We start from the raw sequence: 24,448 nt of genomic DNA on the forward strand, positions 1-24,448 counted from the left end.
AGGTGCCTCTTCCCCCCGAGCGGGCCAGGGGCTGCTGCGCCCCTACACCCCGACCTGACCTGCCCTGGTGCTGCTGCACCGCACGATGGCGCCACCTGCCCCGCGTCGCGTAAGGCCGAAGCACCGTCACGACAGCCGTGCAAGCACGGCTATCGTGACGGTGCTTCGGCCCTCCGGTCATCATGACCGATACGCACGCCTCCAGCCCTCCGGTCATCATAACGGATACGCACGCCCCCAAACCGATCGGCAAACCCTTGCCACCCAGATCGAGACACCCCAAAAAACCCTTTGCGCCGTCGCGCCTTTGCGTCAAAACCCCCTTCGCGCCGTCGCACCTCATATCAAACGCACCACCGCAAGGCTCAACACCCCCGCATTCTCTTGAGTTACCTCACGCCAGTGGCGCCCACGATCATCCGAGCAGAGCAACTGGCCGCCGTCAGTGCCCGCCCACGCCACATCCATGTGATAACTCGCCGGTACAATCGTGCAGACCCCGCCCGCAAGGGGGCACGCAACTTCAGCCGACTCCCACGAGGATCCCCCATCCTCGCTGCGTACGAGTATGGTTCCACCTGCAGTTGCCGCCAGCAAAACCTCTTGCTTGCCTGACAGCAGCGCGAGGGCCCGGGCATCAGTCGCTGCGAAACGGGCATCACGCCAGCGCGCCGGCCCATGAGCCGTTGCGACTACTGGCTCATCCGAGTTGACCAGCGCAAGCAAAGATGCCGCATCCTCAGCCGGCGCTTCGGCCCAGTGTTCGCCCCCATCCAGCGTCCGCAAGGCCTTGCCATCGTGCGTTACCACCATCACCACCAGGGCATCGACCGCAAGCATGGCATCAATAGCCTGCCCGTCAAGCACATGCCCTACACGCCGCCACCGACCTATCCCGCCCGGATCACTGTAGATCACCAGGCCATCCGTTGTTCCGACATACACCAGACCAGCTTTCGCCATATGCTTCTCCTTCTCAGTGCGGTTTTTTTGATGCAAGGGCGCAAAGGCGCAAAGGCGCAAACCCCATCCAGAATCAGCCTTCAGCCCTATGGCACACCTACCAAATGATGCTACCATTAGCATTCAATAAGGATGCGCTTCTTCCAGAAAAAGAGAATACCCGCCAGCATCCGTCACGTGCCATCTGTAGCAGGAAGATACCATATGCCCACAGCTGCCATTCAGGTCAATGGCCTCACTAAAGTGTACCACGTCCCCGAACGGCAGGCAGGCTTGCTCGCTGCCCTGCGTAGCCTTGTCCAGCGCAAAGTGCGCGAGGTACACGCGGTTGAAAATGTCAGTTTCAGCCTTGCCCCCGGCGAGATTGTTGGCTTTCTTGGGCCGAACGGTGCCGGGAAAACCACAACGCTCAAGATGCTCTCGGGCTTGCTCTTTCCTAGTGGCGGCGAGGTGAGCGTGCTCGGCCATGTGCCCTCGCGCCGCGAGGCAGCTTATCTCAAGCAGATCACGCTCGTCATGGGCAATCGCAACCAGCTCCAATGGGATCTGCCAGCCCTCGACTCGTTTGAGTTGCAACGCGCCATCTATCGCATCCCGACAGATCAGTTCCAGACAACCCGCGATGAGTTCATCGAGATGATGGAGGTCGGCGACCTCGTGCGTAAGCCGGTGCGCAATCTCTCGCTCGGTGAACGCATGAAAATGGAGATCATTGGGGCGTTGCTCCATCGGCCCCAGGTGCTCTTTCTCGATGAGCCAACGCTTGGCCTCGATGTTACGATGCAACGCCGTATCCGTCGTTTTGTCGCTGATTATAATCGACGCCATGGTGCAACAGTTATGTTAACTAGTCACTATATGGCTGATGTCGAGGCGCTCTGCCGACGGGTGATCGTCATCCACCACGGCAAGGTGCTCTACGATGGGGCCTTGAGCGGGCTCGTTGACCGTTTTGCCGCCTATCGCCAACTTGGCCTTACCCTGGCTGAACCAGCCGATCTTGGCGCGTATGGCGAAGTCGTCAGTGCCGAGGGGAGTAAAGTCGTGCTCCGCGTCCCCAGAGCAGAGGCGAGTCGCATCACTGCGCGCCTGCTCGCCAATTATGCATTGACCGACCTGACTATCGAAGAACCACCGATTGACGACGTGATCGCCCAGGTCTTTGCCACCGAGGCAGACCAACCTGCCCTTCCAGGCTAAGCGCCTGCGAACCCTAAGCATCATGCGTATGCTGGCGAAAACGGCCAGCTTTGCTGGCCGTTTTCGCCAGCATACGCATGATCGTGTTAGCGCAGCAAGGAAAACCATGCTCGATTATTACTGGACAATGGCGCGTACGGCGATTATCACCCAGTTTCAATACCGCACCGCCAATTATTTTTATATGATTGGCATGATCGCCGAGCCGGTGATTTATCTGGTGGTCTGGAGTACAATCGCAACAGCGCAGGGCGGCGAGGTGGGCGGTTTTACGCCAGGAGCCTTTGCGGCCTACTATATTGTGTGGACGTTGGTGCGCAACATGAATATCGTTCTGACACAAAGTACGTTCTACAGACTGTTGCGTGAGTTTAGCCAGGAACTTGAAGCGCTTGCCGCCCGCGTTCCCGTCTTCACCCGCTTCGAACCAGACAGTAACCTGAACGTCCAACATTTCAAGAATGCGTTCCTGGGTATCCTGGGTGATCGTTCCTTCGTCGATCGCCCGCCGGACGTGGCGAACCGTGGTAAGCAGTTCGTCAACCTGGCTATCGAGGAACCCGTGTGACGCGAGTTCAGCGTCAACGCGGCGTAGTTCTGTTTCGGCTGAACGCTTCGCCTGTTCGATCCCAGCCTTCTGTTGCGCTACTTCGTCAATGGTTAGGATATCAGCAGTGAACAGCTTGACGATCTTCGTGATATGGGTGGTTGCGGCGTCAACCTGGGTAAGGTAGCTTGCCCGCTCTGCAAGCAACGCCGCCCGCCGATCTTCCGTGCTAACCCGTTGGGCTTCCACACCCGCCCGTACTGCGTCTTCGCATATCACTTCGTCAAGCAACCATTGCCATACCATAGGTTCGATCTCGGACGCGAAGACGAACGACTTGACGCCTGGGTGACGATCTTTATGGGTACAGGTATAAAAGCGCTTGTCAACGCAGAGATCTTTGTTATAGAACCCTCGGTGCTTCCCTTGCATAGCATACCCACAACCACAGGTGATCCGCCCGCGTAGCAGGTAGGGTGCTTTGGTGTTGCGCTTGCTGTTCTGGCGTCCAACGTTCAGCCGTGCGTCTGCAAGGTTCCACAGCCCTTCAGAGACAACCGCCGGAACGGGTACCACACCATAGCGGCTGGTATATTCACCCTTATATACCGCGTTCCGCAAGATCGCGTTGACGTTCCCTCGGTTCCACAGGTGGCTACGTTCGTTCCGTTCGCCCTTCAGGTTCCGGCTTGCCAGGTGCTTATCAGAACGGGCACGGGTTGCGCTTGCCTTGGGCACACCAGCGGCGTTCAGTCGTTCCGCTATGATCCGAGGTACTACCCGTTCCTCTGCGTACCAGGTGAAGATCTGGCGAACCCAGCTCGCTTCTTCTTCAAGAATGACAAGCTGCTTGTTTCGCTTCGTTCCTTCGAACTGGTACCCGTAGGAAGCTATCGGCCCTTGCCCTAAGATCTGGCCAGCTTCAACCTTCGCCCGCTTGCCACGGGTAAGCCGTTCCGAGATCTTCAACCGTTCGAACTCAGCAAAAGAACTTTCTATCGTATCGAATAGCCGCCCTTCGGGTGTGTCTGCACTCTGGCCACGGCTAACCGCGTGAAGGCTAACGCCCTTCGCCTTCAGTTCGTCACGGATCAAAAGCATATGGGCAACGCTACGGGTTAGCCTATCGAGGGCGAAGACGATCACAGCGTCAACCGCACCCGCGTTCACCAGTTCACGGACGCGGGTTAAGCCCGGACGATCTAGCCGGGAACCTGATAACACGTCTTCGACTTCACCCACAACCGTCAAGCCGTTGTTCGCGGCGTACGTGCGACAACCAGCGGCTTGACTAGGTAAGCTGTGGTTGTTCTCTTGATCTTCCGTAGATACTCGGACGTAGATAACAGCGCGTTGCATAGCCGTTCCCTCTCAGATAGTTCGAACACAAAAGCCCATACCGCAAGTATACCAGATATGCCACTAACGCACAATGATAGCTTATCATTGCAAAGTAATATGCTATAATACCGCTAACGTTAGTCGTCTGAAGGGAGGTGAGAGGGTTGGATCAAAAGTTCTATACGGTGGAAGAAGTAAGCGAACAGTTGCGGCTTCGTGGCGTCAAGTTCGCGCCACGGACGATCCGCAAGTTGATCGCAGACGGGAAGTTGCGGGCGGTTCGCTTTGGCGAACGAACGTTATACGTCTCGGAAAGCGAACTGAACCGCTTTTTATCGGAACCAGACGGGCCGGGGCAATGGCGAACCCTGACAATAGCGTCACGTTGACAGCGCACTATTGCCAGGGTTGGGTGAACGGCGCTCGGAACGCCGCCACACCTATTGTACCCGTAAGTGTAGCAAAGATATATAGGGTTGCTACACTTGCTACACGCTACACTTGCTACACTTTGCAACCGAAAGAAGGTACCTGTTATGGGAGAAAACACACCTCGTTCGTCATGTCTCTCGAGAATGTTGGACGTACGCGGCTACGTGATCGCCGCCCGCCGTTCCTCGGTGAACGCTGAACCCGCAGCTGCGTTGTTTATGGCGTTGATCTTCGGGTTGATCGCCCTGGCCTTGTTCCCGCTCTGGGTGACGTTCGACTTGCTGAGTACCTGGGACTTCACGACGGCGATCCGCTTTGCGTCTGAAGACGCGATCTACGATATGGCGTACCAGGTTGAAGGTTGGACGAACTTATCAGTTGGCGCGGCCCTGGCTGGGATCGTCTTCACCTCGTTCACCTTGCTACCCAGCTTGTTCGAACTGGCGTTCCCAGCGGTATCACACCCGTTGCTGAACCTGGTTCTGATCATAAGCATTGTTTTTGACTACATAACCGACTGGCCCAAAGCTTCCGCCCTGGCTTCCCAATGGACTGACAACAGCCTGATCGCGTTCCTCTATAGCGTAGCCCTTACTGCGTTCGTGTCGGTTGGTGTGCAAGCGTTACTCGTGGTTGCGGTTACCGTCGTGATCTTCTCACTGCTTGCCCTGGTTCGTGGCGGTACCCAGCGGGCAACGGTGATCATTGATCAGCAGTAAGAGGTGATCGTTATGCTGGCAACCCTTGACGAGGTGATCCGGGCGGTATCCATTGGGCTGTTTGGCGGGTTAGCCGGTACCGCCGTGGTAACGTTCCCAGGTAGCCCGCTCTGGTTGGTTCCGGCTGGCGCGGCGGTTGCTGGGTGTGCGTTGACGATCCCAGAGATCCGGAACGAGGTACGGGCGCTGTTACCAGACAGCGCAACCGTACGCGGGTTGTTACCAGCGTCTTCCCGTGGGCACGAACGCCCACGGGAACAACCGGAACGCACCCAGGAACGCACAGGAACGCCCACAACGCACGGAACGGACACACCCGCTGTCAACCTTCACGAACGGCTAGACAGCACACCACACCGCCTAGTTGTCGGACACACGGGCGGAGGAAAGACAACCCTACTTCACAGCATGGCTACCCGTTGGGCCGAAACAAGTCGGGTGATCGTGTGTGATCCGGACGCGGCGCCGGGTATGTGGGCTGGGTGTGAAGTAGCCGGTTACGGTGACGATCTATCGTCGATAGCCGCTAGTCTGAACGAGGTACGGAACGAGATCACACGACGGCGAACCGCACGGGCGGGCGGTGTGCGCTCGTTCCCTCCGCTTCACCTGGTGGTTGACGAAGCCCATATGCTCCGAGAGGTACCGGACGCCCTACCCGTGATCGAAGACGTGCTACGACGCGGGCGCAAGTTGAACGTACGGGCAACCCTGGGAACCCAGGATAGCCAGGTTGGAACGTTGGGCCTTGAAGGCAAGTCGGCATTACTGGCAAACCTACAACGGGTTGACGTGGTACGGGAACCAGACGGCCGCCGGGTTGCCAGGTTCGGGAAAGACGACACGCAGACGATCCCGAACTTGCCCGATCCGGAACAGTTCATAACCCGGAACCCTCGGACGATCCGCGTTCGCCGCGTTCCGGCTGAACCGCACAGGAAGCCCGTAGCGGCGGAACAAGACGATCTCCTAACCACCCTACTGAACAGCGTTCCTAGCGCGTCTGCAAGCCCTGGGAACGCTTCAGGGAACGGTGTGGATACTGTTCCTCTGGGAACAGTATCCACAGACGGGAACGAGGTACAGATCGAGGAACGCGGCGGCGATATCACCGTCAATGTAACCCAGGTAGTACCGCCACGGTTGGGCGGAACGAGGGCACGCAAGAAAGCCGATACCGCTGAACTTGAAGCCAGGTACCGCGAACGTGGCGCGGCGGGTGTGACGTTCCGGGAAGCGTACGCTGAATTGAAGGGGTCGAAAGAAATTGCGTTCACAGCTTGGCAAGAAGGTAAGGGTACCCGAACGACGTAGCGGGTACTACGAACAACCGGCTACGCCCTTCGTCGCGCCAGTGAACAGCAACGCCGCTATGGGTGATCCCGTGGCGGCGTTGCTGTCTGAACTTGACGCAGACGCGGAACGGCTACTAACCGAACTTGACGCAGACATGCCACGGCTGTTAGCAGGGTTGCCCAACGTCACGGGCAATAACGCGTAATGCAAATGCTAGTACGCAGTACAAAGGTGTACTACGTTTTGTATCCGTTTTGTATGCATACTAGCATTGCAATAGTGCAATATTTTGCACGTACAAAAGTGTCTGTTTTGTATATCATAATTGACACACAATTTGCCCTTGATCTTTTGTTCTACACCGGGTATACTCACCCAGAGTACACGCCGTACACACGGTACACGACGAAAGAGACGGGAAGAAATGAAGGAAAGTACGAAACTTCAACCGCGAACGTTCCGCCTAGATCCGGCTGATCTGGCTACCCTTGCAGTGATCGCGGAACGCCACGGAACGACGGTGACACGCACCGCACGGACGCTGTTAGAAGTATCACTTGAAGCGATCCGTGCCCACTTGGACGCAGAGGGAGGGAAGTAATGCAAGCGATCTATACACCCAAAGGGAAAGCGGGTGAATACGCACCACTGGCGACAAACCCGTATAGCGGTTGTGGGCATGCCTGTGCGTATTGTTACGTTCCGCGTATTCCTGGGTTGATCACACGGGAAGTCTTCAACGCGGGCGCGGTGGTACGCCCTGGCTACCTTGACGCCCTCCGCAAAGACGCACAGCGCTTGCAGAAACGAGGTGTAGCCGATCAAGTCCTACTCTCGTTCAGTACCGATCCGTATCACCTCGGTGACACCAGCGTAACCCGCGAAGCGCTGATCATTCTGCGTGATCACGGCTTTGGTTTTTGTACGTTGACGAAGGGCGGAACGCGGGCGCTACGGGATCTTGATCTCTTTCGCCCTGAACGAGACGCCTTTGCAAGTAGCTTGACGTGTCTCGACGACACGATATCACGCAAGTGGGAACGGAACGCCGCCCTACCTGAAGATCGGCTTGACGCCCTCCGCACGTTTCACCGTTCCGGTATCTTCACCTGGGTAAGCTTGGAACCTACGCTTGACGAAGCAACCAGCATAGCCATTATCGAACGAACGCACAGCTATGTTGATCTCTTCAAGATCGGGAAAGCAAACTATATCGGTATCGATATCGACTGGGAACGCTACACCCTTCAGGTTATCGAGACGTGTACCCGGCTGGGTGTGCGTCACTACATTAAGCAGGATCTTCAACGGTACCTCCCGGCTGGGTACCACAACCCACAGGCTATCGATCAATTTCACACACAAGGGAAAGCAGCATGAAGACGTATACCACACAACAGCGCACGGTGTTTGCAGAGATCGTGCGGTTGGTTCTGAAAGACGTTCCGATCATTCCGGTACCGCTGGGTGATCGGGTTGGTGAACGCACCCTAGCCCGCTAACGAGGTGAACGATATGACGCCATTGCAAGCGGCGTTAAAACTACACGACTTGGGCGCGAACGTAACGGCTATTCCCGAAGGCAAGAAGGAACCTGCCCACAAGTGGAAGAAGCTTGAAGCCGTGCGTATGCCACGGGAAGCCGTTCGAACCCTTACCAAATGGGATAGCCCTGGTGGGTGGTATCGAGGTGAAGAGTACCCGCCCATTGGTACGGTTGGTATTGTCAACGGGATCGCCAGCTGGCGAACGATCGACGTTGACGCCGCGAAGGTGAACGACGTGAAGCAACCGGTACCCGTGAAGGTGCTTGACACCCTGCTCGGTGCCCTGGGGTTGCCCATAACCTACCCGTGGGCGGGTTCGTCTCGTTCGGGTAAGGGCTTCCACGTTCACGTACGGTGTGAAGGTGAACTACCCGAACAGATCCGCCTAGCGGCGAAGAAGGACGAACCGGGTGTTATGACACTTCACCCAGCGGCGAACTTCGCCGGGTTGTTCGATCACGTTGAACTACGCTGGGAACGGTGCCAAACGGTGTTACCTTCACCCATGGGCTACGAAGGGAACGGCATACCCAGCGAACCGCCCGCCCTGGTTGACGTTGATCGCGTAGTTGCGGCGTTGCTTGCCATTGCAGAACCAGCGAAGCCGAACGAGGTGAAGACAGCCAGGGCCACGGCGAAGCCCACGGCGGCCACGGCGAAGATCGCGGCACCTGTTCAGCAGGGTAGCCACGGGAAGATCACACAGCAGACGCTAGACGCTATTCATAGCCGGTTCGACTGTGTAGCCTGGTTCACGGCTGAACTGAACGCAGATACAGACGAAGAACCCAACGGCGATATCCGTATCCTTGGGCATACCGGGTTGATCGTCACGAAGCATAAAACCGGGTGGTACGTCTTCGGCGAAGATCGCGGCGGTTCGTGGAAAGACGCGGTTGCATACACGCGGAACCTTGACGTACAAAACGACTTCCGAGAGATCGCGTTGATCGCGGCTGACTTCCTGAAGATCACCGTGGCATACGACGAACCAGACGCCACGGCGAACCGTACGAACGGAAGATACGACGAAGCCGGTACCCGTGTGGCGCTGTGGGTACCGGCTTCCTCTGGTTCGTTCCGTGAACTTCCAACGTGGGCAAACGTGACGGACGAAGCGGCGGCAAACGCTTCACCCTGGCTTGACGCGTATCTCAATTATAGCAGAGTTTGGTCCCCACGTTCATACGACGGCTTCCACACGGCTAGCGCCCTCTGGTTGCTGTCAACTATCGCCGCCCGCCGGGTTGCCTTCGACTTGGGTAGCCGCCGGTTCACAAACCTGTATATCGCCCTGTGTAGCCGTACCAGTTTGTACGCGAAAACTTCCGCCGTGAAGATCGCGGGTGATCTGTTAGAACGGGCTGGGTTGTCGTTCCTGTTGCTTCCCAGCGAAAGCACACCAGCGGCGTTCCTCCGAGGGTTAGCCGGGAGGGTACCGGATAGCTGGGAGGTGCTACCCGAAGAACAGCAGCGAACCGTCTTGTTAAAGCTAGCGTTCGCCGGACAACGCGGCTGGCAATATGACGAGTTTGGGCAAAAGATCGCCGCTATGCTGAAAGACGGCGGAATTATGGCTGACTTTCGCGGTATCCTTCGTCGGTTAGACGACACACCAGACTACTTTGAATATGAGACGATCAGCCGAGGGCTAGAACGGGTTGATCGCCCATACCTGTCACTGTTCGCGGCGTTGACACCTGCTGATCTTGCGCCCTTCGCCCGCAAGGGTTCGGCCTTGTGGGGCGACGGCTTCCTTGCCCGCTTCATTCTGGTAACGCCGCCCTCGGACGCGCTACCGAACCGGGAACGCTTTCCCGTCGGCACCCGCGTTCCGCCGGCAGAACTGGTAACAACCTTGCGGAACTGGCACGAACGGTTAGGAACGCCACGGGCAACGGTGAACCCGCGTCCAACGGACGATAAACGCCAGAAGGCAACCTACGATATCGAGGTAACGCCGCGTGATCCGCAGGTATGCCAGTTCGGGAACGCGGTACGTGATCGCTTCTATGCGTACCATGACGCCCTCACGGAACTAGCCGCACAGTCCGAACAGCAGGATCTTGACGGTTCCTACACACGGAACGCGGAACGGGCGTTCCGGGTTGCGGCGTTGCTGGCCAGCTTAGAGAACGACGGTGTTATCGAGGAACGCCATTGGGCACGGGCGCAACAGATCGCGGAACAATGGCGGCGTGAACTGCACAACCTGGTTGACGCCCTGGCTACCCAGGAAGTACAAACCCGTTCCGCGTCTGTCGAAGACAAGATCCTACGGGTACTCGGACGCGGCGGCGATCATACCGCCCGTGAAGTTGCCCAGTTCGCCCATGTCAGTTCACAAGAAGCGCTAGCCTGTCTGTCAACCCTGGTAAACCTGGGTGAAGTTGACGTACAACCAGCGGGCCGGACGAACCGCTATAGCCTGTTACAACGGGAGAAACAACATGCCGCGTAACCTATACGACTACTACCCAACGCCCTACGCCCTTGCAGACGCGGTGTTAGCGAACTTGGCGGCTACGGGTGCGAACCCGAAGACGATCCTAGACGTGGGCGCGGGTTCGGGTGTGTTTGGAACAGCCGCCCGATCCTGGTTCCCGAACGCCCATATCACGGGTATCGAACTACGGAACGAACCACACCCAGCGGCGTACGATACCTGGTACGCCGCAACAGACGCCCTGCTGTGCGAACTACCCAAGGTTGACGCGATCATAGGGAACCCGCCTTACGATCTTGCAGAACCGATCCTACGCCGCGTCCTACCACAACTGAACGTTGCTGGGTGTGCGCTGTTTGTGTTGCGTCTGTCGTTCCTGGGAAGCGTGAAGCGTGAAGCCTTCTGGAATGCACACCCAGCGGCGGAGGTATCGATCATTGTTCCGCGTCCAAGCTTCACCGCAGACGGGAAGACGGACGCGGCGGAGTATGCATTGTTCCGGTGGAATGCCTCGCTATCGAGGTACCCATACCAGAACTGGTTACGGTGGAAGAAACAGAACGAGGTGAACGTATGACGGCGGAACTAGTCTATCTACAAAACCAACTGAACGCCTTGGACGCCGCTATTGACGCGGTGAAGACAGACGCGGAACGGACGCGGTATGCCACGGTACAGATCGACGGTGTGTCGGACGAACTTACCCGGCTTGCCATGGCAAGCGCACGGAACGCCCTTGCGGAACGCTTCGACAGACAGCGGCGATCATTGGAAAGTGATCGCCTTCGGGTAGCGCAACAGTACGCACGGGCAAAGCAGAACCTTGCAGACGCACGGGCGAACCTTGCCAGGTTGGAAGCCGTAGCGGAGCGTGACGCACAGATCGCCCGTGAACTGAACGCGGCGATCCCACACCTCCAAGTAGCGGCTAGTCTTTGGCCTGTCGGGCGAGAGAACCGCACGGCGGCGGAACTTGCCCAACGTGCGAAAGCAGAAGCGGAACGCTACGCCCTCACAGCCGCAAACATAGCGCACCACCGGAACCAGATCGAACGGTTGTCAGAGGGTTGGAACGAAGACTAGCGCCCAACGGCTTCACCCTGTTGCCCATGTTCGTAGCAGGGTGAAGCCGTCAACAAAAGCTAGCCAAGGAGAAACACCATGGCACGAAACAAGCAGAAACAAGCCCAATTGATCGCCGCGATCATGTCCGGGTTGTCCGTACGTGACGCAGCGGCACAAGTGGGCGTGAACTATCAAACCGCCCGGATCTGGCATATGGAACCAGACTTCAAGCAACAGCTTGCAGACGCACGAAAGTTGTTGATCGCAGACGCCTTAGACAAGCAGCTATCTATCGCCCGTACTGCGTCCGAGGTGATCGCGGCGATCTTGGGTGATCCCAGCGTTCCGCCCTCGGTGCGTCTGAAAGCAGCGGAGGGTGTGCTTGATCGGGTAACCACCTGGCTAGAATTGTCGGACTTGGACGCACGGCTTACCATTATCGAGGAACGACATGCGGCTGAACAAGCGGAGGGTTAAGAAGGCAATGGACGCAGCGGAACAGCGTATGATCGAACAAGCAGCGGCGATAGCGCAAGAAGTACGGGCAACCTTGACGGCGGAGGAATTGATCATACTTATGGCGGTTGCCCGTGATCTGGAACCCTACCCGGCTGAACTAGACAAGCGCACAACCGCCGATCTTACCAGACGCGGCTTTTACTACCTCACGAACCCATTGGTAGAACGCTATGGGCGTGACGAAGTAACCCGCCGGTTGGTTGACGTTATGCCAGACACGCCGCGTGACGCCCTTCACCATATCCTACAACGGGCGGAACGTCACTACACGGGTGACGACGTAGCATACCTTGCGCTGTTGCGGCGGTTGGTTGCGGAGGAACGCGAACGAGAGGGTACCCATATGGGTTGAAGACGTTTTCAGCGTCTTAGAATGGCGCACACGAAGCCGGGTTTTTCGGCTTCGTGTGCTTTTTTGTGTGCAGTGAGGTGTGAAGGTTCGAACCACGTTGTAGGCGTTCGCCCTGGCAAAATTCCGCACGGTGCGGAATTTCACGCAAATTGCGGTATTTCACCTCGAGACGGCGGCCGCCCTCAGTGAAGCCGCGGCGAAGCCACAACGCAGATCGGGCGGTGAACCTGGCAAGGAAAGCGCAAGGAAAGCGCAAGGGTGCGTAGCAAAGTGTAGCAAGTGTAGCGTGTAGCAAGTGTAGCAACCTTGTATATATCTGCTACACTTCCCGAACGAGAGGAACAAACACCATACAACAATACATATGTTCTATTTTATCTTTTAGGGTGTTTGGGAAGAAGAGGAACGTACCAGACTGCGTACGTTCCTCGTTCAGCAGGTTAGCGGGCGGTGATCGTGGCGTGTAGTCCGAGGGCGAAGAGGTGATCGGCTAGGGCGTTCGCCGTGGCGCGGTTGGTTGTTACCAGTTCGCCATGTTCCGTGAAGCGTACGAAGCCGGGTACCCGGCTGGCAAGGGTAGCGAAGTCTTCCCAGCAAAGATCGGGCGGAGGTGTGGTTGTGGCGGCCCTGGTAAGCAGACACAACGCCGCGTAGTAGCGGCGGCTGTCTTCGCTGTTCGGTGATACGGTGAAGTTCATAGGGTTGGTTCCTCTCTCAGCAGGTTACGCGGCGATCAACTTCGACAGAATGAGGTACGCGGGTTGTGCTTTTGTGTTAAGACTATGAATATCGTCTTCACCCCGTACGGCTGGGAGTGGCGCATCAAGCGCGGTGATCTCTCTGCCTCGCTGCTCCGCCCGATCCATCCACTCCATCAGGATCTTGCCTATTTTGGCGGCTGGAAGCTTGTGGTGATTGTGCTCTGGTTGCCGATTGCGGCGATCCTGGCCTTTATCTTTCAACCCACGCTGAACCCAACCCCACTGGAGATCGGGGTCTTTGCTGTTGCGATCTGGGGGGCCTATCTCATTCGCTCGATGTTCCTCTGGCTGCTCGGCATGATCACGTTCTGGACAACCCGCGTCAGTGCGCTCTATGAGCTCTATTTCGCGGTTGAACTGCTGCTCTCGGGGCGCCTCGTACCGATGAGTCTCTTGCCACCCTGGGCCCGCGATCTCGCCATGTTTATGCCGTTCCAATGGACGTTTGGCTTTCCCATCGAGGCGCTCGTCGGGACGCTCAGTACCACCGAACTCCTGACCGGCCTGGCGATCCAGGTGCTCTGGATTCTCATTGGCCTTGGGCTGGTGCAGCTTGTCTGGCGCGCCGGGGTACGCCGCTATGGCGCTGTGGGAGGGTAATGCGATGGGTATGTTTCGGTTGATGTACCACTTCTTTCGCATCGGGGCGATGAATGAGCTTCAGTATCGGGTCAATTTCTGGATTCAGCTCTTGCAATCTGGCGTCGCGCTCGCCGTTGGCCTCGTTAGCCTCGCCCTCGTCTTTAGCCATACCACCGATCTCGCCGGCTGGTCGCAAACTGAGTTGCTTGTCGTGATGGGCGTCCATATTATGATGGGTGGCTTGATCGGCGCCATCATTCAGCCCAATATGCTGCGCCTGATGGAAGATATTCGTGAGGGCACGCTCGATTTTGCGCTGACCAAACCCGAAGATGCGCAGATTATGGTGAGTGTGCGCGAGATCCGTCTCTGGCGCCTCGTTGATGTGATCCTTGGCGCGATCCTCCTGGGCACGGCCCTTGTTTTGCTCGGTGACGCCATTGGCCCGCTGCAAGTGGCAGGTTTTGTCGTCGCGATCATCTTTGGTGCCCTGATGATCTACAGTTTCTGGATCATGCTCACCAGCGTCGCCTTCTGGGTCGTCCGCGTTGATGAGATGCTCAATCTCTTTGAAGGCATCTATGCCGCCGGACGCTGGCCCGTCGGCATTTACCCCGGCTGGCTGCGCGGGCTGCTCACGTTCCTGGTGCCCATCGCCTTCGCTGTCACCGTCCCCGCCGAGGCGCTGACCGGGCGGTTATCCGGGGCGACCCTGGGCCTTGCCGCCCTGCTCACCATCGGTCTGCTCGTGCTCTCCCGCCTCGTCTGGCGCATTGGACTGCGCCAGTATGGGGGCGCATCGGCTTGAGGCGTAGGGGAACAAAGTTGTTCGCACGCGCCTCAGCCTCTAGAAAGGAAACTTTCATATGCAACGCTTCCTCTTGGCAACGATCTTGTTCGTTACCTTTAGCTTCGCCAGTCTCGCCACACCTGCCTCGGCCCAGACCGCGCAGCGCTGTTTTGCCGAGACGGGCTTTTGCATCAGTGGGCCAATTCGTGCCTATTGGGAACGCAATGGCGGCCTGGCGGTCTTTGGCTTTCCCATTACCGAACAGCGGGTCGAGCGGGTCGAGGATCGCACGATTACTGTACAGTGGTTCGAGCGCGACCGCCTCGAAATCCAGGCTGACGGAACCCTCACCACCGGACGCCTCGGTGCCCGCGTGCTCGAGATGCAGTGGCGTCCCTGGCAAATGGGCAATGAGATGCCACGTACCGGCACCTGTCGCTTTTTTGCCGAGACTGGTTACCATGCCTGTGATGCTTTTTTGCGCTACTGGGAGCGCAACGGTGGCCTCGAGCGCTTTGGCTATCCGCTCACGCCGGTCTTTGAAGAAGAGCTCGAAGGCCGCGTCTATCAGGTTCAATATTTCGAGCGCCGCCGCATGGAACTGCATCCCGATCTGCCCCCCGGCTCATCTAGTGTGCTGTTGGGGCTGCTCGGCAATGCCGTGCTCAAAGAATTGATCCCGTCAAGCCCGTGGGCCTCCCCGCAGTGTCTCGAAAATATGAGCGCCGCGATGCGGCTCGCGCATCAACGCTTACCCGCCCCTGAAGTGCTCGGCTGCCCCCAACTCTATGCGCCCTCAGGGATGCCCGGATCGATCCAGCACTTCGAGCGCGGCGAGATGATCTGGTTCCAACCGCCTTCCATCATCATCCCCGGCGGGGTGTTGCCCCGTACGATCATGGTCTATCTTTATGGAGAACCGCACCCGCGCTTTCTGGGTCCCTTCTTTGACGACTGGGAAGCCGGACGCGACCCAGAGCGGCCAGCGCCCACGCCGCCACCAGGGTTCTATGCGCCAGTACGCGGTTTTGCGAAGGTCTGGAGTACACATCCCGAGGTGGCACAAGCACTTGGCTGGGCCATCGAGCCCGAGCCACAGATGCGCAAGGCCGAGTATCAGATCATGGGGCGCGGTCTGATGGTACGGCTGTATGAAGGCGAGGCGATCGGCACTGTCTATGCCTTTGGCGACCCGGCGATCCCAACCCAGGTGCGCAAAGTCACACCATAGGCGTGCAACTCAAACCGAGCTACGCTGCCGACTGCAACTGGGCAAAAGTTGGGGGCAACTCAATCGCCAACTCAAGCACGCCATCGTCATAAGCCACCAGTTCGCTACGACCAAACTGCTCGAAGAGCCGCCGCATCGCAATATTTTCGGCCAGCATATGTGCGCGCAAGGTGCGAATGCGCATCTGCCGCACATATGCTTTGGCGCGTTGCACAAGTTGCGCGCCCAGACCCTGGCCCTGCCGATCATCGCGGATCACCAGCGCAAGCTCGGCCACCTCAACCGCATGGCAATCGCGCACCACCTCCACGAGCCCAACCACCACAGCGTCATCATCAGGATCGCAGGCCAGCAAGACAAACCCTCGCTCGGCCCGCTCAAACATCCGCCGCGCTTCGTTCAGCGCACTCGCGTGGTCAAACGTTGTCGGGTTCAGGTAACGCAACCGGCACGTCTGCGCTGACAGCGTACCCAAAAAGGCCGCAAGCTGGAACTGATCAGCAGGGGTCGCCTGACGGATTACCATCTGCTGCGTGCTGCGCATCTTCAACGTGTTCATCCAGCGGCGCAAGGGCAGGGAACTGATCCGCTCGCTGCCACTCGGCGCTGGCTGTGCTGGCTTTGTGAGGCTGCCGGCCAGAAACTGATCACGCTTGTGGGGCGAATATTTAAAGATGCTCATCATTTTGCTCCTCAATCGTGCAATCTTTCGGGTTAGAATGTGTTTACTATAGCGAAACCTCTTGCAACCAGGTTCCCAGAAATGGCAATGGATGTCCCAGGTTGCGGTTGCCGATCCTATCCTGGAGGTGATGGAGCAAAAGCGTATGGTTGATGTTGCGCCGATCGAGAGTTCGACCCTGACCCCCTTTGAACGCCACGTCAAATATGCCTTGCGGCATTTGAACGATCCACAACGCCTCAGCCAGGAGTCTCCTCTGGCCAGCGCCTATGTGCTCAGTCGTGCCATTCGCGATCTGCCGGAACCAGCGACGATGGTTTCATACGGCGAAGCCCTGCGTACCGTCATTCGCACCACGGCTATCCGACGACTCTGGCAGGCACCGTTGCCCACAACCCGTGACACGATGCTGGCCGCGATCGCCGAGGTGCGCCGCGAGCCTACCGATCCACGTTATGCCTATGTGGTCCTCGAGTTACGCTGCTTCCACGATTTCATCAAGCCCAACCGCATGTCGGATATCTGGGAAGATCCCGATCTGTTGCTCGGTTCAAAGTCGCAGCACTATCGTGAGTTCGATGCTGCCGTCAAACAACTGGCGACGCTGCTCCTTGACACACTGCAACCATCCCTCCGCCGCGAACGCCCCCGTTCACCCGAGACGCTCTATGGGTACGACCAAAAACTCGCTACCCTGCAAAAGGCGATGCAAGTCCGTCAAACGATTGTGTTGAGCGGGCCGGGTGGTGTGGGCAAGACGAGTCTGGTGGCGCAGGCCTGTGAGCAACTGGCACAACGTCCGATCTTCTGGTATACCCTGCGCCCCGGCTTCAATGACGGTGTACGCAGCCTCCTCTTTGCCCTGGGTTCTTTTTTGCACGAACAGGGGTCTTCAGGCTTGTGGCACTATCTGGCAAGCGTGGGCGGCGAACCAGGTGATCTCGATCTGGCCGCCGGGCTGCTGCGCGAGGATCTGGCCCATCTCGACGCGCAGGCACCACTGCTCTGCTTCGATGACCTGGAACATCTGGCGGTGACGAATCTCGCGCTGATGCCACCCGCCTATACGCAATTGATCGATCTGATGGAAGGCTTGCGCACCAGTGCAACCCTGGTCTTGATCAGCCAGCGCCCCCTCATTCCCGGCGATCTGCACCTCGAAATCGATGGTCTGACGGTGCAAGATGTCGGCGAACTGTGCCACGCCGCTGGGTATACGCTGGCACCAGGTGAGGCGGAACAACTGCATAGCTATACCCGAGGCAATCCGCAGTTGCTCAAGTTGATGCTGACCCTGCACAACGATGGCGACCAGGAAGCCCTGATCGCGGCCCCCGCTTCTTCTGCCCGTTCGATCCTACCCGCATTGCAACGCCTCTGGCGACGCCTGACGGCTGATGAGCGCCGTGTTTTGCAACAGTTGTCGGTCTACCCCTACCCCGCCCCTGCCGATGTGTTCACTGTAGCGGTGCTCGAACATCTCGAGCGCCTCCATCTGATCACCGCTGACGATGAGGGTGGCGTGATGTTGATGCCGGCCCTCGCGCCACTGATTCGCGACGAACTCTCGCCCGAACTCAGGGCTAGATTGCACGCCGAGGCGGCGCAAGTACGCCTTGAGCGCGGCGGGTACACCGCTGCGGCGTACCATTTCGCGCAGAGTGGCGACGATAATCGGGCTGTCCAGGTCTGGTTCCCACAGCGCCAACTTGCCCTTGGACGCGGCGAAGCCGATCTTGCCCGTCCGATCTTTTATGGTATCAACCCGCAACGCCTCGGCAAACCCGAACGCAAGGCGCTGCTGATCATCCGAGCCGAGTTGCGCCAACTGGCGGGGCAACACCTCGAGGGCCTGCAAGAGCTTGAGGCAAATGACTGGGCCGAAGAGAGCGAGAGCGGGGCGCGGCTCTGGCGCTTGCGTGGCGAACTCCAACTCGCCCTCGGCTATCCCGATCAGGCGATCGAGAGTTATGGCGAAGGGCTGACGGTGATCACTCGCCTTGTTGGGCAACAGGTGCTGTTGCATCACCGCCGTGGCATCGTGATGCACCGCCGCCGCGATCTCAACGCCTGTTGGCAAGAGATCCATCGCGCCGAGTTTGAACTCGAAATCTTGCGCGGGCTCGTCTCTGAAGAGACCGGGGGCTACGAAGAGGCGCTGTCCGCCTATCTCCGCGCCCAGGATCTGGCCGAACTCGTGAGCGATGAGACGCTGCTCGCCCAGGTTGCCCGCCAAATCGCCGCCGTCCACGGGCGACGCGCCAAGCTTGAAGCGGCTGTTACGCACGCAACACGGGCGATTGAACTCTTTGAACGCATTGGCGACCGCGTCAGCCGCGAAAAGATGTGCGCGAATCTCGCCGCAATCTACGTGCAGACCCGCGAATTTCAGGCCGCCATCACCGTCGGGGTTCCCGCCTACGAGTTTTTTATGTCGGTTCACGACCCCTATTATGCCGCCGTGACCGCCGCTAATCTCGCCGAGGCGTCGTATGGGCTCGGCGACTTCACCAACGCAACCACCTACGCCGAAGCGGTGCTCACGCTCGGCGATCGTTTTGCCGAACCCTATGCCCTCTTTACGCTGGGCGAAGTAGCCCTGAGCAAAGGGGAGACAGCCGAAGCCATCGCGCGCTTCAATGCATCGATGCAACGCGCCGAACGCAACGATGACCCCTACATGGTCGCCTATGCACAACGCTCACTCGGCGAAGCCTTGCTCGAACATGGCGACCTCAACGCGGCGCGGCCCCACATCGAACAATCCCTGGCAACCTTCCGCCAATTGCAGATTGGCGATGAAATCACGCTAAGCGAGCAATTGCTGGAGCGTGTCGCCCATACCCATCGTTAGCTCAGCAGAGCATGCCGTCACTTTTCAGACGAGTTCTCAACATTGATAATGATACCGTGCTTGAACAAAATCAATTCGAGCATCACGTACCACATAGACTAGTCGATGTTCCTGGGTAATCCGTCGCGACCAGACACCTGAGCCGAGATATTTTAGGGGTTCAGGCTTCCCAATTCCATCAAACGGATCGCGAAGAATCGCTTCGATGATGGTGAAGATACGCAATGCGATCTTGCGATCTGTTTCGACCCAATAGTGTAGGTCTTCGATGAACTCTGGTTGAAAGATAGCTTCTCGCTGCTGTTGCGAACTGCGTGAAGGCTTATTCTTCGGCATCGAGATTGACCTCAACGCGGAGTTCATCAAGAGTTTTGGCTACTCCAGAACCTTGACGCACGCGAGCAAGGGTGTTCAGTAAACGTTCCGCGTTTGCCGGCGAACGAAGTAAATGAACGGTCTCTAGCAGACCGGCAAGTTCATCTGCAGCGATAAGTGCAACATCCTCAGCACCACGACGCTGAATAATGACGACTTCCCGATTATTCGTAACTTCGTCGAGGAGTGTGGCAAGTTGGGCGCGTGCTTGCGTATAACTCGTTTGGATGCTCATCCTGCCTCCTTATATGTACAGATATACTGTACATACACTCTCGTGCTGTGTCAAGGCTTTCTGACACGCAAAGCACAGCGATATTGTTTGTCAATTTCCTCATCGGCAAGAAAATTCACCCAGCTTTATCCGACTGTGAACTCACCGAAAAAAACGACGCAGCACCTGGGCAAGCTCCTCGGGGCGTTCGATCATCGGCAGGTGACCACACTGATCCAGCACGGTCAGGCTGCTATGCGCAATCAGTTGGTGCGCCGACGTCGCTTCGGACAGGCTCACCACCCGATCTTCACGCCCCGCCACAAAGAGCGTCGGCACGATGATATGCTGCAACGCCTCACGCACCTGCGGGGCTGCCACCGCCGTCAGCGCCGTCACATACGCCCGCGCATCAACCGCCGCATGATCCGCCAGATACTCGCGCCATAGCTCGGGATCAGCCGGATCATGATGCAACAGCAACGCGCTGAGCGTCAGCGCCAGGGGTGGGCTCTGCATCAACAGCCGATTCACCGGCTCCCACCATTCAAAGAAAGGCCGGGCCAGGCCAAGCGAGAGATCAACCGGTGACCGTGACCAATCGAGCGTCGTCAACTCGGGGGCAAACGTGCGGACCCCAAGCGCCACCAGCGCAAGACGGCTCACCCGTTCCGGGTACCTGCCGGCGACACAGGCCGCCACCGCCGCCCCGAGCGAATGGCCTGCCAACTCAAACGTCGTGAGCCCGACCGTATCAGCAAAGGCGATCACATCTTCGGCCAACGTCTTGAGCGTCGGGGCGGCCGGCCGGGCGGGCGATTGTCCGAAGCCTGGCAGATCCAGGGCATAGCCACTGCGCTGCTGACTAAGATCAGCGAGCGTGCCAGCCCAGAGACGGGCCGAGGCACCCCAACCGTGGATAAGTAACAAAGGGGCCCCACTGCCGGCATGCAGATAACTGAGCGGCCCCCGCGACGTTTGAATCCGCCAACGCACCGCCCCAGAACGGGCCAGCGCATCACGTTCACGCATGACCTCATCAACCTCTTCTGGATCCAGCGCAGCTTGCTCTTCCGGCGAAGCCTGGGTCGAGAGACGAAACCCGGTTCCGCGGCGAATCTGTGGCGCAGCTTCGGTCGCAGGCGCTTCTTCCACAGGTTGAACCGCTGGCGCATCCTCAGGGCGAGCAGCGTCAGAGGCAGCTTCAGGGGACTCAGTTGAAAGGCGCAGACCCTTACCACGCCGAATAATGGGCGGATCATCAGCCATAGCGAGCCTCCAACTCATCAGCAAGGGCGGCATACGCAAGTGCCCCGGCACTGTGGGGGGCATAACTGCCAATGGGCATACCAACCGTTGGTGCTTCGGCAAGCTTCACATTGATCGGGATCACCGTCGTAAAGACCAGATCACCATACTGTTCACGCACCTGCTGTTCAATCTGAAGACTCAAATTCGTCCGGCGATCAGCCAGCGTGCAGACAATGCCACCAATCACAAGCGACGGCTGAATCTCGCGCACCAGTTCAATCGTCTGTTCAAGCTGAGGCATCGCCTTGAGCGCATAGGCATGCATCTGCATTGGCACCAGCACCGCATCAGCGGCGGCCAGCGCATTGAGGGAAAAGAGGCCCAGACTTGGCGGTGGATCAAGCAGAATATAATCATACTGCGTCCGGGTTTCCCGCAGCGCCTTGCGCAGCAACAGCTCACGCCCGACCTTGCCGGCCAATTCAAGCTCGGCCCCGGCCAGATCCAGCGACGAAGGGATCAGATCCACCCCAGACGATGTCGTGACGGTTGCGAACACCGAACCACGCTCAGGGTTCAACAACACCTCGTAGACACTATACTCCAGGGCTGACGGATCAACCCCAAGCCCCTGCGTCAGATTTGCCTGCGGGTCAAGATCAATCAGCAACACCCGTCGTCCACGTTCAGCCAGCACAAAGCCGAGGCTCAAGGTCGTCGTCGTCTTGCCAACCCCACCCTTTTGCATCGCCAATGCGAGCACATGACCCATGGGAGCTTCCTCTTGTTCAATGTTTCTCGCGTCTTGCCCCGATTGTACCATTTCTGGTAACAGGGCGAAACAGGTTGCGCACCTCCGGCCAGTAAAACTGGCCGGAGGTGCGCAACCTGAGGAAAGAGAGCAGGGCCTGAATGAACCCTGACGCGAGCGTCAACGATTCGCAAGCGGGATATAGTTCATGAGTCTGGGCAACGCCCCTGTCCCTTCAATAAACACAGGGATTTCCAGCACGTCATCCGAGATATTGCCAGCAGCATCAATGAAACGGATGTAGATGTAGTACTGGCCTCGCTGCAACTGCGCACTCGTCAGCCCACTCGCCAGACTCCAGTTGGTCACCTCAGTCACCCGATTCGTCGGGCTCCCATCGGATCGGCTTGCCGGTGCCGGCACAAAGACCCACGGCAACGCAGTGCTGAGCGGATCATTGACCCGTGTGCGTGAATTCGCCATCCAAAGGGCCCAGAACTGACGGGTTGGCGCGCCAGGGGCACGATAGATATCGTCGGTTACCAACTCATCAATGTTGGACAACGCGACCTTCTGAAGCATTGGTGAGGTGATCGCAAAGGTCGAGGTGATCACGTAACGCTCGGGATCGCTGTTGAGCCGGGGCAGATTGACACGAGGGCGGGTCTCATCAAAGATGATCGAGAAATCGAAGCCCCGCAAGTTACCTGCGCCATCCTTCACCCGCACATTGAAGGGCACCGGCCCGGGGCGCAGATTGAGCACATCAGGCAACATCACAATGCCAGCAAAGCCCTGCGGCGCAAGTTGGTACTCGACGCCAGCGGCTTCCGCCGAACTCGCCACAACAAAACTGGTCAATCCCGAACAGTCATTCTGCGGTGTCACCTGCAGGTAGACGAGCGGAAGACGCGTATAGTTGGGGTCAGTAATTGGCGACCCGCTCACCCCGGCAAGTTCCGGCTCATTCGCCAGTGCGGCTTGTGCCTCAACAGAGAAGACGCTGAACGAATTGACCTCGACACCCACCAGGCCATCAATCTGGATCGTATCACTGCGTACCTGTTCTTGCACGAGGCCATTCACCGTGTCGAACAATTGGGTATAGAGGGTCACCGGCTCACACCTGGTGCTATCAAGGATGTCGGCAGGGATCAGAATGCGCACGGTCTCAGCATACGGGATCAGCGTATCAGCCTCGGTTGGCACACGATTCCAGGCATAGCGGAAGTGGGTTGGCGCACCCTGCACATTGGTGAAGGTCAACTTCACCGCCCGATCAAGCGTACGCCCGATCAATGGCTCACCATCTTCAAGGACGGGTGTGCCACCAAAGATATTCACTGCCGCTTCAAAGAGGGCATAGCGTGACGAGAGCCCACCCCCACCAAAGTCCTCGAGCACCATATGGCTAAAGGCCGAATTGGCGATACTGGCGGCATTGGTTGCATTAAAGAAAGCGCCGCTGGAACTTGATTGGATCGGGCCAACGGGGGCCTGACCCACCGGCAAAAAGGCATAAAACAATGAACGCGAACCTGCCTCCAGGATCCAGTTATGGTGAATATTGCTCTGCTCGTCGCTGGCAATCGCAGCACGACCAACGACTGCGCCACCAGCGAGGCGCGAACGGGGCCAGTCTCCAGCAGCTTTGCGTTCAGCAAAAAAGTACCCTGCCTCGCCCCCACCAGTCGCAATGCCACGCCAGGCAACATAGACTTTGCCATTGGGCGCAAAGGTCACCGAAGAGTCGGCCCAGCCATCATTGTTGGGCTGCGTGACCCGTTCAATCGTAAACGAGGTCCCATTCCACAGGCCCACAAAGATGTGCAACCTGCCGCCATCATCGGCCGTAAACGTGACCGCCATGTTATCACCAGGGCCACCCGCAAGCTGGGCCCCTGAACCAAACGACGGGAGGGTTGTAACATAGAGTGGGCTACTCCAGCTTGCCCCACCGTTGAGTGAAGAGCTGTAGCTAACCGGTTGATCAGGGTTACGCCAGGCCACAAAGACCCGTCCATTGCCAGTAACGCCAATCGTTGGTCGTACAGCAAAAGGTTCACCGCGAGTCACGACACTCGTTGGCCCCCAGACCCCTTCGGGGCTGCGGCGGCGGGCATAGATCACCCGCTCGGGCTGGTTGATCCAGGCCACATAGACGGATCCATCAGGCGCCGTCGCGATCGCGGTACCCGAATAGTCCGGGTTGTCTGTCGCAGGACCCAACTCATCACGCCCGGCAAAATTACCAGCATTGGCCGTCTTGGTCCAGGCATACGCTGAACGACGGTCGGCATTGCCACTCATATGCGCCAGACCATTGCCAGCCGCAACATCAGGGTACTTGACCTGACCCGATCCGGGGACGATGCCTTCGCTGAGCACCCGCAGCGGCGGGGGCGTCTGCGCTTGAAGCATCGAGGGGAAGGCTGTGACGGCGACGATGGCAGCCATCATCGCCATACTCGCCAGGGTTATCATTGTTTTACGCAACATTAATCTCATCCTCCAGGCTTGAACAACGTCA

The 24,448-nt window shown here is 58.1% G+C and carries 26 protein-coding genes; 17 read left to right on the forward strand and 9 right to left on the reverse strand.

The features are described from left to right. Positions 1-339: 339 nt before the first annotated feature. A complete protein-coding gene (locus EYB53_RS18095; protein WP_135479802.1) occupies positions 340-963 on the reverse strand; it encodes a WD40/YVTN/BNR-like repeat-containing protein in 624 nt (207 codons plus the stop codon). A gap of 204 nt (positions 964-1,167) precedes the next feature. On the opposite strand from EYB53_RS18095, the gene EYB53_RS18100 reads away from it, so the two are divergent. Then, positions 1,168-2,163, forward strand: coding sequence for an ABC transporter ATP-binding protein (locus EYB53_RS18100; RefSeq protein ID WP_135479803.1), 996 nt, complete (start codon positions 1,168-1,170; stop codon positions 2,161-2,163). A gap of 13 nt (positions 2,164-2,176) precedes the next feature. On the opposite strand, the gene EYB53_RS18105 is transcribed toward EYB53_RS18100, so the two are convergent. Beyond that, positions 2,177-4,069 (reverse strand): recombinase family protein, encoded by a 1,893-nt coding sequence (locus EYB53_RS18105; RefSeq protein ID WP_135479804.1) that lies wholly within the window; start codon positions 4,067-4,069, stop codon positions 2,177-2,179. 146 nt (positions 4,070-4,215) lie between these two features. Between EYB53_RS18105 and EYB53_RS18110 the strand changes: the two genes are divergently transcribed. The 12 genes from EYB53_RS18110 to EYB53_RS18155 all read left to right on the forward strand — a co-directional run bounded on the left by EYB53_RS18110 (position 4,216) and on the right by EYB53_RS18155 (position 12,427). Continuing rightward, entirely contained in the window at positions 4,216-4,440 is a 225-nt protein-coding gene (locus tag EYB53_RS18110) for a helix-turn-helix domain-containing protein (protein WP_205712682.1), read from the forward strand. A 186-nt stretch (positions 4,441-4,626) separates the two neighbouring features. Continuing rightward, complete coding sequence (locus EYB53_RS18115) at positions 4,627-5,202, forward strand: hypothetical protein (protein ID WP_167857464.1); 576 nt, start codon at positions 4,627-4,629, stop codon at positions 5,200-5,202. Between the two features lie 12 nt (positions 5,203-5,214). Further along, positions 5,215-6,516 (forward strand): type IV secretory system conjugative DNA transfer family protein, encoded by a 1,302-nt coding sequence (locus EYB53_RS18120; protein WP_135479807.1) that lies wholly within the window; start codon positions 5,215-5,217, stop codon positions 6,514-6,516. Between the two features lie 58 nt (positions 6,517-6,574). Further along, positions 6,575-6,703: a hypothetical protein gene (locus EYB53_RS26080; RefSeq protein ID WP_256439722.1), complete on the forward strand. Its 129-nt coding sequence runs from the start codon at positions 6,575-6,577 to the stop codon at positions 6,701-6,703. Between the two features lie 219 nt (positions 6,704-6,922). Continuing rightward, positions 6,923-7,099, forward strand: a complete 177-nt coding sequence (locus EYB53_RS18125) for a hypothetical protein (RefSeq protein WP_167857465.1) — start codon at positions 6,923-6,925, stop codon at positions 7,097-7,099. Then, a complete protein-coding gene (locus EYB53_RS18130; RefSeq protein ID WP_135479808.1) occupies positions 7,099-7,878 on the forward strand; it encodes a radical SAM protein in 780 nt (259 codons plus the stop codon). The genes EYB53_RS18125 and EYB53_RS18130 overlap by 1 nt, the downstream gene beginning before the upstream one ends. After that, the gene (locus tag EYB53_RS26085) at positions 7,875-8,000 is read left to right on the forward strand and encodes a hypothetical protein (protein WP_256439723.1); all 126 of its coding nucleotides are present in this window, start codon (positions 7,875-7,877) and stop codon (positions 7,998-8,000) included. The genes EYB53_RS18130 and EYB53_RS26085 overlap by 4 nt, the downstream gene beginning before the upstream one ends. A gap of 13 nt (positions 8,001-8,013) precedes the next feature. After that, positions 8,014-10,506, forward strand: a complete 2,493-nt coding sequence (locus tag EYB53_RS18135) for a DUF3987 domain-containing protein (RefSeq protein WP_135479809.1) — start codon at positions 8,014-8,016, stop codon at positions 10,504-10,506. Beyond that, positions 10,496-11,068, forward strand: coding sequence for a hypothetical protein (locus EYB53_RS18140; protein WP_135479810.1), 573 nt, complete (start codon positions 10,496-10,498; stop codon positions 11,066-11,068). Before EYB53_RS18135 ends, EYB53_RS18140 begins: the two co-directional genes overlap by 11 nt. Then, positions 11,065-11,574 (forward strand): HlyD family secretion protein, encoded by a 510-nt coding sequence (locus EYB53_RS18145; protein ID WP_135479811.1) that lies wholly within the window; start codon positions 11,065-11,067, stop codon positions 11,572-11,574. The genes EYB53_RS18140 and EYB53_RS18145 overlap by 4 nt, the downstream gene beginning before the upstream one ends. 78 nt (positions 11,575-11,652) lie before the next feature. Next, positions 11,653-12,033, forward strand: coding sequence for a hypothetical protein (locus EYB53_RS18150; RefSeq protein WP_135479812.1), 381 nt, complete (start codon positions 11,653-11,655; stop codon positions 12,031-12,033). 28 nt (positions 12,034-12,061) lie between these two features. Continuing rightward, positions 12,062-12,427 (forward strand): hypothetical protein, encoded by a 366-nt coding sequence (locus EYB53_RS18155; protein WP_135479813.1) that lies wholly within the window; start codon positions 12,062-12,064, stop codon positions 12,425-12,427. A gap of 440 nt (positions 12,428-12,867) precedes the next feature. Here EYB53_RS18155 and EYB53_RS18160 read toward each other — a convergent pair whose 3' ends face one another. Further along, on the reverse strand, positions 12,868-13,125 hold the full coding sequence (locus EYB53_RS18160) for a hypothetical protein (protein ID WP_135479814.1): 258 nt from the start codon (positions 13,123-13,125) through the stop codon (positions 12,868-12,870). Positions 13,126-13,209: 84 nt separating this feature from the next. Here EYB53_RS18160 and EYB53_RS18165 point away from each other — a divergent pair, with 84 nt between their 5' ends. The 3 genes from EYB53_RS18165 to EYB53_RS18175 are packed head-to-tail and all read left to right on the forward strand — an operon-like array spanning position 13,210 to position 15,791. Continuing rightward, on the forward strand, positions 13,210-13,788 hold the full coding sequence (locus EYB53_RS18165; RefSeq protein ID WP_135479815.1) for an ABC transporter permease: 579 nt from the start codon (positions 13,210-13,212) through the stop codon (positions 13,786-13,788). Beyond that, positions 13,769-14,578, forward strand: coding sequence for an ABC transporter permease (locus EYB53_RS18170; protein ID WP_254151127.1), 810 nt, complete (start codon positions 13,769-13,771; stop codon positions 14,576-14,578). Before EYB53_RS18165 ends, EYB53_RS18170 begins: the two co-directional genes overlap by 20 nt. Before the next feature lie 58 nt (positions 14,579-14,636). Next, positions 14,637-15,791: a hypothetical protein gene (locus EYB53_RS18175; RefSeq protein ID WP_135479816.1), complete on the forward strand. Its 1,155-nt coding sequence runs from the start codon at positions 14,637-14,639 to the stop codon at positions 15,789-15,791. Positions 15,792-15,810: 19 nt separating this feature from the next. Here the strand turns inward: EYB53_RS18175 and EYB53_RS18180 are convergent, their stop codons facing one another. Further along, complete coding sequence (locus EYB53_RS18180; protein WP_135479817.1) at positions 15,811-16,476, reverse strand: GNAT family N-acetyltransferase; 666 nt, start codon at positions 16,474-16,476, stop codon at positions 15,811-15,813. Positions 16,477-16,564: 88 nt separating this feature from the next. Between EYB53_RS18180 and EYB53_RS18185 the strand changes: the two genes are divergently transcribed. Continuing rightward, positions 16,565-19,327: a tetratricopeptide repeat protein gene (locus EYB53_RS18185; RefSeq protein ID WP_135479818.1), complete on the forward strand. Its 2,763-nt coding sequence runs from the start codon at positions 16,565-16,567 to the stop codon at positions 19,325-19,327. Between the two features lie 36 nt (positions 19,328-19,363). Here EYB53_RS18185 and EYB53_RS18190 read toward each other — a convergent pair whose 3' ends face one another. The 5 genes from EYB53_RS18190 to EYB53_RS18210 all read right to left on the reverse strand — a co-directional run bounded on the left by EYB53_RS18190 (position 19,364) and on the right by EYB53_RS18210 (position 24,417). After that, entirely contained in the window at positions 19,364-19,663 is a 300-nt protein-coding gene (locus EYB53_RS18190; RefSeq protein ID WP_135479819.1) for a Txe/YoeB family addiction module toxin, read from the reverse strand. After that, complete coding sequence (locus tag EYB53_RS18195; RefSeq protein WP_135479820.1) at positions 19,650-19,937, reverse strand: type II toxin-antitoxin system Phd/YefM family antitoxin; 288 nt, start codon at positions 19,935-19,937, stop codon at positions 19,650-19,652. The genes EYB53_RS18190 and EYB53_RS18195 overlap by 14 nt, the downstream gene beginning before the upstream one ends. A 141-nt stretch (positions 19,938-20,078) precedes the next feature. Then, positions 20,079-21,185 (reverse strand): alpha/beta fold hydrolase, encoded by a 1,107-nt coding sequence (locus tag EYB53_RS18200; RefSeq protein WP_167857466.1) that lies wholly within the window; start codon positions 21,183-21,185, stop codon positions 20,079-20,081. Next, positions 21,178-21,939, reverse strand: a complete 762-nt coding sequence (locus EYB53_RS18205) for a ParA family protein (protein WP_135479822.1) — start codon at positions 21,937-21,939, stop codon at positions 21,178-21,180. Before EYB53_RS18205 ends, EYB53_RS18200 begins: the two co-directional genes overlap by 8 nt. 159 nt (positions 21,940-22,098) lie before the next feature. After that, positions 22,099-24,417 carry a sialidase family protein gene (locus tag EYB53_RS18210; protein WP_135479823.1) on the reverse strand — a complete coding sequence of 773 codons (2,319 nt, stop codon included), beginning with the start codon at positions 24,415-24,417 and terminating at the stop codon, positions 22,099-22,101. Between the last annotated feature and the right edge of the window lie 31 nt (positions 24,418-24,448).

The sequence above is a fragment of the Candidatus Chloroploca mongolica genome (assembly GCF_004762035.2).
GTDB classification, from domain to species: domain Bacteria; phylum Chloroflexota; class Chloroflexia; order Chloroflexales; family Chloroflexaceae; genus Chloroploca; species Chloroploca mongolica.

Coding starts and splice junctions, on each gene's coding strand:
- EYB53_RS18145 (WP_135479811.1), top strand. CDS start 11,065: ATGACGGCGGAACTAGTCTATCTACAAAACCAACTGAACGCCTTGGAC.
- EYB53_RS18210 (WP_135479823.1), bottom strand. CDS start 24,417: ATGTTGCGTAAAACAATGATAACCCTGGCGAGTATGGCGATGATGGCT.
- EYB53_RS18165 (WP_135479815.1), top strand. CDS start 13,210: ATGAATATCGTCTTCACCCCGTACGGCTGGGAGTGGCGCATCAAGCGC.
- EYB53_RS18130 (WP_135479808.1), top strand. CDS start 7,099: ATGCAAGCGATCTATACACCCAAAGGGAAAGCGGGTGAATACGCACCA.
- EYB53_RS18120 (WP_135479807.1), top strand. CDS start 5,215: ATGCTGGCAACCCTTGACGAGGTGATCCGGGCGGTATCCATTGGGCTG.
- EYB53_RS18190 (WP_135479819.1), bottom strand. CDS start 19,663: ATGCCGAAGAATAAGCCTTCACGCAGTTCGCAACAGCAGCGAGAAGCT.
- EYB53_RS18170 (WP_254151127.1), top strand. CDS start 13,769: ATGGCGCTGTGGGAGGGTAATGCGATGGGTATGTTTCGGTTGATGTAC.
- EYB53_RS18185 (WP_135479818.1), top strand. CDS start 16,565: ATGTCCCAGGTTGCGGTTGCCGATCCTATCCTGGAGGTGATGGAGCAA.
- EYB53_RS18115 (WP_167857464.1), top strand. CDS start 4,627: ATGTTGGACGTACGCGGCTACGTGATCGCCGCCCGCCGTTCCTCGGTG.
- EYB53_RS18180 (WP_135479817.1), bottom strand. CDS start 16,476: ATGATGAGCATCTTTAAATATTCGCCCCACAAGCGTGATCAGTTTCTG.
- EYB53_RS26080 (WP_256439722.1), top strand. CDS start 6,575: ATGGGTGATCCCGTGGCGGCGTTGCTGTCTGAACTTGACGCAGACGCG.
- EYB53_RS18135 (WP_135479809.1), top strand. CDS start 8,014: ATGACGCCATTGCAAGCGGCGTTAAAACTACACGACTTGGGCGCGAAC.
- EYB53_RS18195 (WP_135479820.1), bottom strand. CDS start 19,937: ATGAGCATCCAAACGAGTTATACGCAAGCACGCGCCCAACTTGCCACA.
- EYB53_RS18105 (WP_135479804.1), bottom strand. CDS start 4,069: ATGCAACGCGCTGTTATCTACGTCCGAGTATCTACGGAAGATCAAGAG.
- EYB53_RS18150 (WP_135479812.1), top strand. CDS start 11,653: ATGGCACGAAACAAGCAGAAACAAGCCCAATTGATCGCCGCGATCATG.
- EYB53_RS18125 (WP_167857465.1), top strand. CDS start 6,923: ATGAAGGAAAGTACGAAACTTCAACCGCGAACGTTCCGCCTAGATCCG.
- EYB53_RS18155 (WP_135479813.1), top strand. CDS start 12,062: ATGATCGAACAAGCAGCGGCGATAGCGCAAGAAGTACGGGCAACCTTG.
- EYB53_RS18160 (WP_135479814.1), bottom strand. CDS start 13,125: ATGAACTTCACCGTATCACCGAACAGCGAAGACAGCCGCCGCTACTAC.
- EYB53_RS18140 (WP_135479810.1), top strand. CDS start 10,496: ATGCCGCGTAACCTATACGACTACTACCCAACGCCCTACGCCCTTGCA.
- EYB53_RS18100 (WP_135479803.1), top strand. CDS start 1,168: ATGCCCACAGCTGCCATTCAGGTCAATGGCCTCACTAAAGTGTACCAC.
- EYB53_RS18175 (WP_135479816.1), top strand. CDS start 14,637: ATGCAACGCTTCCTCTTGGCAACGATCTTGTTCGTTACCTTTAGCTTC.
- EYB53_RS26085 (WP_256439723.1), top strand. CDS start 7,875: ATGAAGACGTATACCACACAACAGCGCACGGTGTTTGCAGAGATCGTG.
- EYB53_RS18205 (WP_135479822.1), bottom strand. CDS start 21,939: ATGGGTCATGTGCTCGCATTGGCGATGCAAAAGGGTGGGGTTGGCAAG.
- EYB53_RS18095 (WP_135479802.1), bottom strand. CDS start 963: ATGGCGAAAGCTGGTCTGGTGTATGTCGGAACAACGGATGGCCTGGTG.
- EYB53_RS18200 (WP_167857466.1), bottom strand. CDS start 21,185: ATGGCTGATGATCCGCCCATTATTCGGCGTGGTAAGGGTCTGCGCCTT.